The following is a 13,343-nucleotide window of genomic DNA, read 5'->3' as shown; positions in this document are numbered from 1 at the left end:
TAGCAACTGCAAGGACGCCGCTAGGGACTGCTGCTGGCGGCGCCCGAAGACGGTGCAAGATTCCACCCGCGCAACTGCACACGCGCGGCGCGCAAGCTGGCCTCGGCCGGCCCGCGAATCTCCACGGTGCGGCTCTCGCCAGGCGCAAGATTGAGATAGTTGTCGCTGTAGTAGGCCGGCAAGATGCGCTGGCCTTGCACATCCACCAAGGTGAGCTTGGCGCCCAGGGCCACGTGCTGCGAAGGATTGCGCACAGTGGCGTTCAACACCGGCGCATCGCCTGCCTGCAGCTGCGTGGTGAGCTCCAGTGGCACCGGCGCCAAGGCATCCAGACCACGCATGGCAGCGGCGTCGCGCGCCACCCAGTAGAAATTGCGCGAGCGCACCGTGCCGTCGCGCTCCAGCAACTGCAGCCGCACAAAGCCCAGGTCCTTCGCGTTCGCCAGCAGTGGCGCCAGCTGCAGCACGGGTGCAGACACCGCCACCGCTGCTGCATCCACCGCCTGCTCGCGTTGTTGCAGCAGGCTGCCGTCGGCCGCATAGGTCTCCGCCCGCACACGCAGGCCACGCACGGCTGTGGTCGTGTTGTTGACCACCACGACTTCGTGGCCGGGCAGATTCATCTGCACATGCAGTGGCTCGGCGGCATTGCGCACGCCGTAGTACGCGGCGTGGGTGTCATAATCGTGGCTGTAGATCTGCCACATGTTGCTGGGCCACGCCGGGTGGCTCATCCACAGCAGCCGGCCGCTGTTCTTCGTCCACAACTGCGCGTTGAACCCTTCGAAGATGGCGCGGTGGGTTTCGTAATTGAGCAGCTGCGCCTTGCGTTCGAAATCGTCCAGACTGGTTGGTGCGCCAAGCTTGTCGCTGAGTGAGCGCATGAAGCTGGCGGTGTCGCCATTGCCGGACTGATGCCAGTCGTGATACGCCCAGCTGTCACTGATCGGCCATTGATCTTGCACGGCCGGCACCGACGCCTTGAAGGACTCCAGGGTGGAGAACGACGGTGTACCCACTTCCACCGAAAAGCCCTGCGCCAGCTTGTTGAAGTACGCCACTGGCTCGCGGTAGTTGTACGGGCCGCTGCCTTGCAGATTCACTTCGTTGGAACTACCGGTGTACCAGCGCGTGCCATCGAGCGCGGCGACCAGCGCGTCCAGGCCCTCGTTGAGGATCGGCGCGGGAACGCCTTCGTTGCGGCCGAACCACAGCACAATCGACGGATGGTTGCGAAAGCGCGTGATGACCTCGGCGGCATTGGCCAGGAACAGCGCCGCGTCGGCCGGCTCCATGTTGTAGTTCTGCGTGGATTGCCAGAAGTCGTTCAACACCAACATGCCGTATTCGTCGGCCAGGTCGAAGAAGCTCGCTTCGGTGTTCTGCCCCACCCAATTGCGCACCACGTTGAAGTGCGCATCGCGCTGCAGGCGGAAGTACGGCTCCAGGCGCTCGCGTGAGACGCGCTTGCGCCAATCGTCCATGCCCCAATTACCGCCCTTGACCGCAATCCGCACACCGTTGATGCGCAGCACCAGATGCGGGGCCAACGTACTGTCATCCAGCTGCGTCACCGCTGGCGACGCAAGTGCGCCGGGATACAGCGATTGCGCATTGCCACCGGGCACCGGGCGAATGGCGGCGTGTCGCACATCGACGATGCGCTCGCCACGCTGCCGGGCCTGGTTGAGATCCACCAGCACACGACGCAGTGCGCCGCGTTCGTCGAACAACGACAGCTCGTAAGTGACCTCGCGAATACCGAACCGCAGTTGCTGCAGATCCGACTGCACACCGCCCGCCGCGACACCGACCTGCAAGGTATACAGCGAGGGCTCGCCATACCCGTTGGGCCACCACAGGCGTGGATTGGTCACCACCAGCTCCGGCGTGTCGGCGGCAGTGAGCGTGAGCGTGGTGCCGCCCGCAGGCACGTTGACCTCACGCTGGATACGCACATCACCGAAGGCAAGCTGCACTGTGCCCTGCACCGCAGCGCTGCTGGTGTTGCGCAATGGCACGGCAATTTCCAGCTCGGCGCGGCGATGGTCGGGCGCCAGTTTGGCGGTGACCACGTGCGTGTCGCCCACCGCAAGCGGGCCGGTGGCATGCAGTTGTACGTCCTGCCAGAGCCCGGCGTTGCGGTCGCGCACGGCCGGGATCCAGTCCCAGCCTTCGCTGGCAATGAAGGTGGGCCCATCCAGTGCCTGCATGCCACCGTTCTCGCCAACGCCGGCGGTCATCGACTGCTCGTGCGCAATGCCCGGATGCGGCGGCGGCGAGACACGCACGGCAATCGCATTGCGGCCAGTCGTGAGGTAGCTGCTGACATCGAACCGCCCACGCGCGAAGGCGCCACGCGTATGCCCCACCTGCACGCCGTTGACCCAGATCTCGCCGGCATAGTTGATGCCGTTGAACACCAGTTCCAGGCGCTTGCCCTGCGTGCTGGCAGGCAGCTCGAAGGTGCTGCGGTACCACCAGTCCTGGCGGCTCAGCGATTCGGGGATGGCCATGTTGTTGAGGCCGATATCCGGATCTGGATACACGCCGCGATCGACCAGCGTGGTGAGCACCGTGCCCGGCACGGTGGCCACATGCCATGCGGTGCCAGACGGCGCGGCGCCACGCGACAGCTCGGCACCACCACGCGTGCCGAGGTCAGGCGCAGCGGCCAGCTGCCAGCTGCCCACGCGCCATGACAGCGCATCCAGCGGCTGCAATGCTGGAGCGTCGGTGACGGGCTTGGCCACCGGTGCGGAGAACGGTACGGCGCTGCGTGGCAGCGTGGCGGACGGCTGTGGTTCGAGCTGCCCAGCCATCTGTTTGGTCTGCACGCGCCAGCCTGGCGACGCATCTTCGAAGCGCTGCAATATTTCATTCGGCGCGTGCCGTGCCTGCTGCGCAATAGCTGCTGCATCGAGCGCACCGGCGCGCGCAGTGAAATTGGCGATGTCGCCACCGAAGTGCAGTGACGCGGCATCTGCCGGCACGCGTGGGCCAAAGACCAGCGCCGGCGCCACCGCACGTGACACGCGTGTGCCACTGGCCACCTGGCGTCCATTGGCATACAGCGTCAGCCGTGCACCTTGCGCCACCGCTGCAATTTGCGTCCACGCACCTAACGGCAACGCCTGTTTGCTGCGCAGTATGCTATCGCCTTGGGCAAAACCAAGACGGCCGTTGTCGATCACGAAGAAACGCCCGTCGCCGTGCGCATCACCTAGACCTGCAATGCGCACGGTACCGGACACGTCCATGGCAGGACGCACCCAACCGGACACACTCCAGTCTGCGTCGGCCGCCAACATCGGTGCATCAGCGGCCAGCGTCTTGCTCAAGCCAACGCCGCCTGCGAGCACGCGCACGTCATAAGGACCGGGCGGATCGACCTTGGCGGGTGCAGCCTCCACTGCAGTCCAGCCCACGCAACCACACAACAGCCACAGCGCTCCACGGCGGAACGCCTTGCGAACCATCAGCATTAGAGGCCTCTCCCAAGCTCTACTGCCAAGCAACGGTAAACATCGCTGACGCGATGTTGCCCGTAACTGCCGCCCCTGTTTCGGTTGCCACGGTGCGAGGTAACGTTACCCCAGGAGGATATCGACGACAACCGTTCTGCGTTAGGGTTGGCGCACCCAGGAGGAGGGAATCATGCGAAACCTGATCCAGTCCGCATTACCGGCAGCGGCGCTGCTGCTGTCTTTGAGCGTTATTCCTGCTGTTGCGCAGCCATTGCGCGTGCAATCACCCACTGCACGCACGCAAGTGGAGTTCACGCTGAGCGAGGGCGGCACTCCCACCTATCGCGTGCTGTACCGCAACAAAGTAGTGCTCGACGATGCACCGCTTGGACTGGATCTCGGCCGCAACAACAAGCTCGGCCACGGCATGACCGTGCAGGGCAGCAGCAGCGAAGATCAAGACAGCCGCGTGACGCTGACGGTGGGAAAAACCCGCCAGGCACGCGACCACTATCGGCAGCTGCGTGTGCAGCTGGTCGATGCCGCACAACACCGGCTTGAGATCGAACTGCGTGCCTACGATGACGGTGTCGCACTGCGTTATGTGCTGCCCAAGGCGGGCAAGCTCGAGATCCGCAACGAACTCACCAGCTTCGCGTTTCCACGTGATTACCCGTGCTGGACCTTGAACCTGGGCCGCTTCGGCACCAGCCACGAGGGCGAATACGACGCCATCGCCGCATCGAAACTGCGCCCGCACAACCTGCTCGAACTGCCACTGGTGTGCCAGACCGATGCACAAGGCACGACACTGGCGATTGGCGAGGCCAACCTGCGCGATTACGCCGGCTTGTATCTTACCGGCCGGGCCGATGGCGGGCTGGGCGTGTCGGCAAAGCTGTCGCCACGGCTGGATCAACCCGCGCTGGCGGTGAGCATCGATGCGCAGGGCCGCGACTTCGCCACACCGTGGCGCGTGATCATGCTCGGCGACACGCCGGCATCGCTGATCGACTCCAATCTGGTCACGCTGTTGAATCCGCCGCCGGCCTTCGATGCCAGTTGGGTGCGCCCCGGTAAATCGGCGTGGGATTGGTGGTCGGGCAGCCTGGCCGGTGGCGTTGCACAGCCTGGCATGAATACCGCCACCATCCAGCGGTATATCGACCACGCGCACCAGTTGAAGCTGGAATACATGCTGATCGATGACGGCTGGTATCACGGCAGTACCGGCGATGGGCAATACAACAGCGATGCGGACATTCGCCGCCCGGTGGAACAACTCGACCTGCCCGGCCTGGTGACATACGGGCGGCAACGGGGTGTCGGCCTGTGGCTATGGGCGCATTGGCGTGCACTGGATGCGCACATGGACGAGGCGCTTGCGTGGTATCAGCAACTCGGCATCAAGGGCATCAAGGTCGACTTCATGGACCGCGACGACCAGCAGATGGTGGACTTCTACCACCGCCTGCTCGCCAAGGCCGCCGAACACAAACTGCTAGTGGATCTGCACGGCGCCTACCACCCCACCGGCCTCACCCGCACCTATCCCAACTACCTCACGCAGGAAGGCGTGCTCGGCGCCGAGTACAACAAGTGGACCACGCGCATCACCGCCACCCACAACCTCACCCTGCCCTTCACCCGCATGCTGCTCGGGCCGATGGACTACACCCCTGGCGGCTTCCGCAACGTGCGCCCGGCCGCGTTCAAGCCGCAGCACATCGCGCCACAGGTGATGACCACGCGCGCGCAGCAGCTGGCGATGTATGTGGTGTACGAGAGTCCGTTTGCGGTGGTGTCCGACAGCCCCGAGCAATACGAAAACGTACCCGCAGCGCAATTTCTGCGCGATGTGCCTGCCAGCTGGGACGAAACCCGCGCGATCGAAGGCGCGATTGGCGAGCACATCGTGCTGGCGCGCCGCAGCGGCAAGGACTGGTATGTGGGTGCGATGACCAACGAACAGGCACGCACGCTGCAGGTCCCGTTGACGTTTCTGGACAAGGGCACCTGGACAGCGACGATCTATGCCGATGGCGCAGCGCCCACCGAGGTGAACATCGAAACACGCAAGCTGACCCGCGATGACACATTGCAGCTACAGCTGGCGGCAAGCGGTGGCGCGGCGATCCGGCTGCACAAGAAGTAGGCGTGCCGCGGCACTATCGTAAACCAGGCACGTGTGTGCGCTTCGCCACGTGCACGCTGGCGCGCGCCGGCATCGCAGCCGCGTTGCTGTCGCGCTGATTTCGGCCGCGAGGGATTGCGACGCGGCCACATCAGCTATGCGCGAAATTTTTCTCAATGCAACGAACGCTGAATAAGCGTTGTATCGGTGTATTGGCCTCGGCGCCGATGCAGGCTTGCGAACACCGCATCGGGCAGCGCCGGCACTGATCGCTGTTTACGACCATGCGAAAACGCGGTGGCGTCGTTGCTTCCGCACGTTGCAGAACACGATGGCTCGTCTTGTTCCACATGCAGCTTGCCGTCATGGCTGGCTACAGCCTCACCCGCAACAACCGCACATCACCGCCCGCAGCGCAGGCGGTGATGCGACCGATTACGGCAGATCGATCCCGGCGCACGCTGCCGGGCGCGCGTCCTTGATGGGCTGCACGCCGCTGGCATCGAAGCGCAGCGCCGCATGTGTCGGCGCGAACGCCGGCCAGGCCGGCAAGCCGGTCGCGTTGGGGTTGCCACTTTGCACGAACGCTGCCCAATAACGCTGCAGGTTCACCGGCGGCGTACCGATCGGCAGGCCCTTGAACAGGAAGGGCAACTCAGCACTATGGGTCACCTGCCCACCGGGCGCGGCGGTATCGAACACGTATTGCCACACGGGCGCGCCGAGTGCTGCCTGCCGCTGCGCGACCGTGACCGCAGGGCAGCGGAAGGTGAGATCGGTAGACAGCTGGACGGCGGGGCTGCCTTCGCGCGCGGTGCGCTTTGCCTGCGCACGTTGCTGCCGTTGCAGCACGGCGTCGGCCTGCGCCGGGTAGTCGCGGCGCACACGTGCCTGCGCGCCCTGCTCGCCGCCATAGGTGAGCTCCTGCACCACATACCCGATCAACAGCGGCACCTTGGCCTGTTTGCCCTCGGCCAGCAGCGCCGCTGGCGCACGCGGCAACACGCGCCCGTCCACTACCGCCTGCAACCAGAGATAGCCATCGTCATCCAGCGCGGGCACGTCCACACCTTGCGCGGCCTGGATCACACGCTCGGCCGGCAGCGCGCGCAGCTGTGCCAGCCGCGTCGCTGCATCGTCGATGCCGGCACGTGCGGCGATGCTGACACCCAGTGCGCGGTTGTCTTGCAGCGACCGCGCCGGCAAGCCGAAGCCGGCGGTGCCGCTCTGTTCGATCGCCGCGGAAAACAGGCCACGCGCCAACGGGCTGAGCATCAGCAGGCCCACGTCCTGGCCACCGGCCGATTGCCCGGCGATGGTCACACGCCCCGGGTCGCCACCGAACTGGGCGATGTTGTCGTGCACCCACTGCAACGCGGCGATCTGGTCGAGCAAGGCGTAATTGCCGGCGGCGGCATTGTCGCCATCGCGCAGTTCCGGCAGCGACAGAAAGCCGAACGCACCCAGGCGATATTGCAGCGTCACCACCAGCATGTCCTGCGCCACCAGGTTGGTCGGCAGATGCCCATCGGCGCCACCGGCCACATTGGCGCCGCCATGGATCCACACGAACACCGGCAGCGGCTTGGCTGGCTGCAACGCGGGCGTCTGCACCTCTACATACAGGCAGTCTTCGGTGCCGCGCTTGGCCATGGCGTTGTTCCAGCCCAACGCAGGCTGCACGCACGGGGTGGCGGCCACCGTGGCATCGCGCACGTCTGCCCAGGCCGGTGCCGGTTGCGGCGGCCGCCAGCGCAGCGCACCCAACGGCGGGGCGGCAAACGGAATCGCGCGGAACACCGCGCTGCCATCGTCCTGCCATTGGCCGCGCACCGGGCCGTGGTCGGTCTGCACCTGCGGCGGCGCAACCGGCGAGAGGGCAGCAGCGTTGCCGGCAACGGCCAACGCGCAACTTGCGGCAAACATCCAGACACGCGAGCGCATGCTTACGCTCCTGTCAGCGCGCGTGCGCGCCAGGCGGCTTGAAAGACGGCGGTGGCGGAGGCGACATTGAGGCTTTCCACCAGGCCGCTGCCGTGGATGGACAACTGCAGATCGCAGGCGCTGGCGAACTGCCGGTCCATGCCTTCGCTTTCCGCCCCCATCACGTAGACGAGGCGCTGCGGCAACGCGGTGGCAAACACATCCTGCCCGCCGTCCACCAGCGTGGCGGCCACCGCAAAGCCGGCCTGCCGCAGCTGCGCCATCGCCTGCGCGGTATCGGGAAGCTGAACCAGCGGCACCGCTTCAGCGCCGCCTTCGGCCACGCGCGCGGCGGCACCGGACAACCCCAGCGTGGAGCCGGCCGGCAACAACAGACCAGCCACACCGAAGTGCGCCGACGAGCGCAGGATGGCGCCGAAGTTATGCGGGTTGCCCACCCCATCCAGCCACAGCGCCAGCACCGGGCCTTGCGGCAAGGCCGCCAGCCAGTCCTGCAGCGGCTGCGGCGGCACCCGCAACACCTCGGCCACGATGCCTTCGTGATGCGTGCTGGACGCCAGCTTGGTGAGGTCGGCATCTTCCACCACGCGGTAGCCCAGGCGCTGCGCCACGCACCAGGCCAGCAAGGCCTTGAACTGCGGGATACGCGCTTCGGTCAGGTAGATCTTGCGCAGCGCATGCGGGCGCGCCTTGAACACCGCCTGGATCGCATTGATGCCGTACAGCCGCAGCTCGCGCGCGTTGTTGGCGCTGGCCGCGGCCGGCGCCGCAGCGCTGGTGCGCGGCGCCGGAGCAGACGGCGCGGGTGCGCGTGGCGCCGCACGGCCCCACGGATTGAGCGGCGCTGCGCCGCTGCCGGCGGTGTCGCGCGGCGGCCGTGCGCCACGCCCATCATGCTGTTTCATCGTTGTGTCCAGAAATCCGCGTTCTTGATGCCGAGCGAGACAGGATCGAACACGGGATCCAGCCCCTGGCGTTTCTGCCGTTCGTAATCCTTCAAGGCCAGCATCGCCGGCTTGTGCAGGATCAGGATGGCGATGATGTTGAGCCAGGCCATGACGCCCACGCCGATGTCGCCCAGTGCCCATGCCAGCTGCGCATTATGGAACGCGCCGAAGATCACCATGCCCAGGATGCCCAGGCGCAGCAGCAGCACGGTGAGCGGACGCCGGCGGTTGCCGTTGATGTAGCTCAGATTGGTTTCGGCCATGTAGTAATAGGCCATGATCGTCGTGAAGGCGAAGAAGAACAGCGCGATCGCCACGAAGCCCGCACCCCAGCCCGGCAGCACCGATTCCACCGCGGCCTGCGCATAGCCCGGGCCCTCTTCCACGCCGACCAGGCCCGCATACAGCCCCGGCTTGGCGCCATCGGGCGAATACACGTTGTACTTGCCGGTGGTGAGGATCAGGAAGGCGGTGGCGGTGCACACCATCATGGTGTCGAAGTAGATCGCAAACGCCTGTACGTAGCCCTGCTTGGCCGGGTGCGAGACCTCGGCCGCGGCGGCTGCGTGCGGGCCGGTGCCCTGCCCGGCTTCGTTGGCGTAGATGCCGCGCTTGACGCCCCATTCCACCGCCAGGCCCAGCAACGCACCGAACGCGGCATGGCTGCCGAAGGCGCTGCTGAAGATGGTGGCAAACATGTCCGGCACGCGTTCGGCGTTGAGCACCATGATGACCAGCGCCATCAGGATGTAGCCCATGGCCATGAACGGCACCACGATCTCGGCGAAGTTGGCGATGCGCTTGACGCCGCCGAAGATGATCACCGCCAGCATGCAGGCCACCAGGATGCCGATGCCCAGCTTGGCGGCATCGCGCATCGGCAGGCCCATCCACTGCCCGTCCATCGCGCCGCACAGGCTGGTGCCGCGGCAGGCGTTGATGGCGCTATCGGCGATGGCATTGGCCTGCACGCCCGGCATCAGAAAGCCGGTGGCGATGATGGTGGCCACCGCAAAGGTGAGCGCGTACCACTTCAGGCCCATGGCCTTTTCGATGTAGTACGCCGGGCCACCGCGATAACGGCCATCGGCATCCTTGATCTTGTAGATCTGCGCCAGCGTCGATTCCACATACGAGGTGGACGCGCCGAGAAAGCCCATCACCCACATCCAGAAGATCGCGCCCGGCCCGCCGAAGGCGATGGCGGTGGCCACGCCGGCGATATTGCCAATGCCAATGCGCCCGGCCATCGACATCGCCAGGGCCTGGAACGAGGACACGCCGGCATCGGATTTCTGCCCGCCCACGGTGAGGCGGACCATTTCCACGAATCCGCGCACCTGCATGAAGCGGGTGCGGATGGTGAAGTACACGCCGGCGCCCAGACACATGAAGATCAGTGCCTTGCTCCAGACGATACCGTTGATGCCATTGATGAGTGCTTCCACGCAATCTCCCCGACGCGCCGACCGTTGACCCCAGCGAGGTGGGGAGTGCCCCGATTCTGGCCGAAAGCGCTGCACGATGCGACGTGCACGCGCGCCACAGGCTCAGCGTGTGGCGGCGAACCGGCTGAAAACGTGCAGATCGTGCGTGCCATCGGGGCGCAGCAATGCGCCGCGCCGCACGCCCTGGGCCACGAACCCGTTCTTGCGCAATACCTGGGCAGAGGCCGGGTTGCTGTCCAGTACGGTCGCATCGATGCGTGTGAGTGGCAGCGCGTGCAAGGCCCACGCGAGATAGGTCTGCACGCTGCGGGTCATCCAGCCGCGCCCCCAATACACGCGGCCCAGCCAGTAGCCCAGTTCAGCGACATCGTCTGCACCACCGGCCGCACGACGCAGCGCGATGCTGCCGCAGGCCTGGCCGTCGATCACGATGGCCAGCACCGGGTCGCGCAGATCCACCACTTTGCCGGCCAGAAATGCCTCGCCATCGGCACGCGTATACGGGTGCGGAAAGCGCGTGCTCAGCCCGCACGGTACCAACGGGTCGTTGGCATGCATCAGCAAGGCGTCCAGGTCGTCCTGGCGCCAGCGGCGCAGCTCAAATCCTTCGCCCTGCAATTGCAGATCATCGAACATGCACTGGCCTCACCATGCAGCAGCGCCGCAACGCTGCTGCACCATTACCACACGCCAGGCTCAGCGCTTGGCGGTCTGCGCCTGCTTGAGCGCGGCGCACAGGCGGATCGCCTCGCCGGTCTGGGCCAGGCCGCGGTCGGCGCCGCTGAGCGTGGCCAGGCGTGGCTTGAAGAACGCATCCAGACGATCGGCTTCCTCCACGCTGCAGCCGTTGGATGCGCCCAGCGACGGCAGGCCGCCACCATCGAACGAGCCACTGCGCTGCACGATGCGGTCGAAGTTGGCGGTGAACCACGGCCACATCGAGGCATGCGAGGCGTCATAGCTATGCCCACGCGTCAGCAGGCTCTTCATCTCGCCGACCTTGATCGCATCGGTCAATGCAAAGTCGCGCACCTGGGTGAGCAGCGCCGGATCCTGCACCGCGCCGAGCGCGGCGATCATCGCGTTGCGCTGCGCCGGGTCGGCATGCGTGCGCAGCGCCTGGATCAGCGTCTGCACGGCCGCGGCGCCGCGCTCCTGCGCGGTCACCGCCAGCACGGTGCCGAGCAGGTCGGGATTGGCCGCGGCGAAGTTCAGGCCATTGGCGCCACCTGCCAGCACCGCATCACCCTGGGCCAGCAGCGCGCTGCGCACCTCCGGGGTTTGCAGCCGCAGGCCGAACAAGCCGGCCAGGGACGCACGCAATGTGGTGTCGTCGATCGACTCCTTGGCGCGACGGGTGTAGCCGAGCTGACGCAGACGCGGCAGGTAGGCCTGCTCGGCCGCCTTGCGCAGGGTGGCGCGCTGCGCATCGGTGGTGGCCTGGTGGCGCCAGATCCAGACGAAGCGGTCCACCAACGCGGTGGACACATCGGCAGACTCGGCGCCGGCCAGTTGCTTCATCGCTGCCAGCACCACCTCGGTGTCGGCATCGCCGTGGCGATACGCCGCATCGATAGCATCGGCGTAGGAGAGCTTTTCGTTTTCGTCGAGCTGTGCGACCTGCTTGCCGAGTGCGGCCAGCTGCTTCTTGGGCAGGCTGAAACGGTAGTAGCCGGCGCCACGCGCATTCGGGAACACCCAGGTGTTCTTGCCGGCACCTTCCAGCACGATGCTGCCGCTGCCGCTTTCCAGCAGTTGGCAGGCGGTGCCCACCTGGTTCTTGCCCTTGCCGTACTTCACGCACACCGGCACGCCCCACTGCTGCGCGGTGGAACCGGATGAGCCCAGCGGCAGGTAGCGCTGCTGTTGCAGTTTGACCACGGTCTTGCCGCCCTCGCGCGCCACCTGCGTCTGCAGGTACGGCACGCCCGGCTGATTCAGGAAGCTGCGGAATGCGGCCTTGAAATCCTCGCCCTTGCCGGCGGCTTCGGCGATCGCATCGACCAGGTCATCGGCGGTGGCGCTGCCAAACTTGTGCTTGGCGATGTAGGCGCGCATGCCCTCGCGGAACACGTCCTCGCCGACAAAACCTTCGAACATCGCCAGCACCGCCGCACCCTTCTGGTAGGTGATGCCGTCGAAAGCGGTTTCGATGTCGCCGTTGCCGGTGATCGGCTGGCGGATCTTGCGTGCGCTGACCAGGCTGTCGTTATCCATCGCGTGCTGCGCACCGCCGATGCGGTCCAGATTGGCACGGTATTCCGGGTGCAGCTGCATGGTGATCTTCTGCTGCATCCAGGTGGCGAACGCTTCGTTCAACCACAAATCGTCCCACCACGCCATGGTGACGGTGTCGCCGGTCCATTGGTGCGCCAGCTCGTGCGCGTTGGTGTTGAAGGAGCGCTGCACGTTTTCGGCCGGCGAGTCCTTGTCCAGCAGCAACAGCCAGTCGCGGAAGGTCACAAACCCCGGGTTTTCCATGGCGCCGGCGCTGAAGTCCGGTGCGGCAACCAGATCGAGTTTGTCGAACGGGTAACCGAAGGCGTAGTAGTCCTCCAGCGCCGCAATGATGGCCGGGGTCTGGTCCAGCGCGGGGGTGATGCGCGGGCCCTGGCCCTGGGCGGCGATGCCACGTAGCGGTGTGGCTGCGGGGCGCTGCGGGGTGGCCGGCATGGCCGGCACATCCACCACATCCCACGGGCCGGCCGCGTAGGCCACCAGATAGGTGGGCAGCGGCAGCGTCGGTGCGAAGCTCACCGTCTTCCAGCCCTTGCCGGCCGGCTTGGTGGAGGTGGCGATGGTGTTGGCCAAGGCCTGATCGCCGGCGGGCACGGTCAGGCTCATATCGAACGGCGTCTTGAACGAGGGCTCATCGAAACCGGGGAACGCGTAGCGCGCACTGATCGGCTCCATCTGCGTCATCGCATATGCCTTGCCCTGGTACTTCACCTGATACAGGCCCTGCAGCTGCTGATTGAGCGGCGCGCTGTAGGTGATGTCCACGGTGAGCGTCTGCGGTTTGAGCGTGCGGCCGAAGTCCAGGCGCACCACGCCGGCCTGCGCATCGGCATCGACGTAGCGTGCGGTGAGTGCCTTGCCCTTGGCCGGCTTCACTGTGGCCTTGCTGACCTTCAACTCCTTGCCGTGCAGCCAGAGATGGTCCGACGCCTGCTTGAGCTGCACGCGGATGGTGGTGCGTCCGCTGAATTGCGCCTGCTCCGGATCCACCTTGATCGCCAGACTGTAGTGCTCGGGCACCGCCCAGGTGGGCAGGCGGCCATTGGGCACCGGCTCGCCGGCGGATTGCGCCAGGGCGCTCCCACAGCACAGCGCAAGGACGGAGGGAGCAAGCAGACAGGCAAGACGACGCATGAGCGATTCCGGTCAAGGTAACCGCCGAAGT

The 13,343-nt window shown here is 66.1% G+C and carries 7 protein-coding genes; 1 reads left to right on the top strand and 6 read right to left on the bottom strand.

What is annotated here, in order from left to right:
* Positions 1-20: 20 nt before the first annotated feature.
* The gene (locus tag QRM89_RS20360) at positions 21-3,485 is read right to left on the bottom strand and encodes a sugar-binding domain-containing protein (RefSeq protein WP_285448885.1); all 3,465 of its coding nucleotides are present in this window, start codon (positions 3,483-3,485) and stop codon (positions 21-23) included.
* 172 nt (positions 3,486-3,657) lie between these two features.
* On the opposite strand from QRM89_RS20360, the gene QRM89_RS20355 reads away from it, so the two are divergent.
* On the top strand, positions 3,658-5,622 hold the full coding sequence (locus tag QRM89_RS20355; protein WP_285448884.1) for a glycoside hydrolase family 97 protein: 1,965 nt from the start codon (positions 3,658-3,660) through the stop codon (positions 5,620-5,622).
* 414 nt (positions 5,623-6,036) lie between these two features.
* On the opposite strand, the gene QRM89_RS20350 is transcribed toward QRM89_RS20355, so the two are convergent.
* From QRM89_RS20350 to QRM89_RS20330, 5 genes are all read right to left on the bottom strand, one after another.
* Complete coding sequence (locus QRM89_RS20350; RefSeq protein WP_285448883.1) at positions 6,037-7,545, bottom strand: carboxylesterase family protein; 1,509 nt, start codon at positions 7,543-7,545, stop codon at positions 6,037-6,039.
* A gap of 2 nt (positions 7,546-7,547) precedes the next feature.
* The gene (locus QRM89_RS20345; RefSeq protein ID WP_285448881.1) at positions 7,548-8,450 is read right to left on the bottom strand and encodes a TrmH family RNA methyltransferase; all 903 of its coding nucleotides are present in this window, start codon (positions 8,448-8,450) and stop codon (positions 7,548-7,550) included.
* Complete coding sequence (locus QRM89_RS20340; protein WP_014508760.1) at positions 8,447-9,940, bottom strand: alanine/glycine:cation symporter family protein; 1,494 nt, start codon at positions 9,938-9,940, stop codon at positions 8,447-8,449. The genes QRM89_RS20345 and QRM89_RS20340 overlap by 4 nt, the downstream gene beginning before the upstream one ends.
* A gap of 102 nt (positions 9,941-10,042) precedes the next feature.
* Positions 10,043-10,576, bottom strand: a complete 534-nt coding sequence (locus QRM89_RS20335) for a GNAT family protein (protein WP_285448879.1) — start codon at positions 10,574-10,576, stop codon at positions 10,043-10,045.
* Positions 10,577-10,636: 60 nt separating this feature from the next.
* Entirely contained in the window at positions 10,637-13,312 is a 2,676-nt protein-coding gene (locus QRM89_RS20330; protein ID WP_285448877.1) for a M1 family metallopeptidase, read from the bottom strand.
* Between the last annotated feature and the right edge of the window lie 31 nt (positions 13,313-13,343).

The organism is Xanthomonas sp. LMC-A-07, assembly GCF_030208825.1.
Classification (GTDB): domain Bacteria; phylum Pseudomonadota; class Gammaproteobacteria; order Xanthomonadales; family Xanthomonadaceae; genus Xanthomonas; species Xanthomonas campestris.
The sequence above is the reverse complement of the archived record's forward strand: the minus strand, read 5'-3'. Positions and strand labels throughout refer to the sequence as shown.